We start from the raw sequence: 450 nt of genomic DNA on the forward strand, positions 1-450 counted from the left end.
GGCGCCGGCAGTCCACCATCGACAACTGGCGCTACCACGCCACCTGGAAGCCCCTACACACCACAACCACCCCCACCACGCCCGCCACGCCCGCCACGCCCGCCGCCCTCACCGGCCGCTGGCTGCTCGCGGCCCCCGACGGCCCGGACAGCGACACCAGCGACTGGATCACCCACGGCCTCGCCTCATCCGGCGCCGAGGTGATCCGTATCGGCGCCGACGCCGACCTGTCCGGGTATGCGGACGCGGATGTGGCCGGTGTCGTCTCCCTCCTCGCGATCGATGACGACACTCTCGACCAGGGGGTGGCCCCGGGCCTGGCGGCAACACTCACCCTCGTTCAGCGTCTCGGGGATGCGGGTGTGGAGGCCCCGCTGTGGTGCCTGACCCAGGGCGCGGTCTCCACCGGCGCCTCGGACCCCCTCCTCAGCACCGCCCAGGCCCAGGTCT

Annotated in this window: 1 protein-coding gene; it reads left to right on the forward strand. The window is 73.1% G+C overall.

Annotated elements, in window-relative coordinates; translation table 11 throughout:
• Positions 1 to 450 (forward strand): Rossmann-fold NAD(P)-binding domain-containing protein (locus ACLF6P_RS29970; RefSeq protein ID WP_415954564.1); only part of this gene is annotated, 450 nt, incomplete at both ends.

It is taken from the genome of Streptomyces lothianensis (genome assembly GCF_047779955.1).
Lineage (GTDB): Bacteria > Actinomycetota > Actinomycetes > Streptomycetales > Streptomycetaceae > Streptomyces.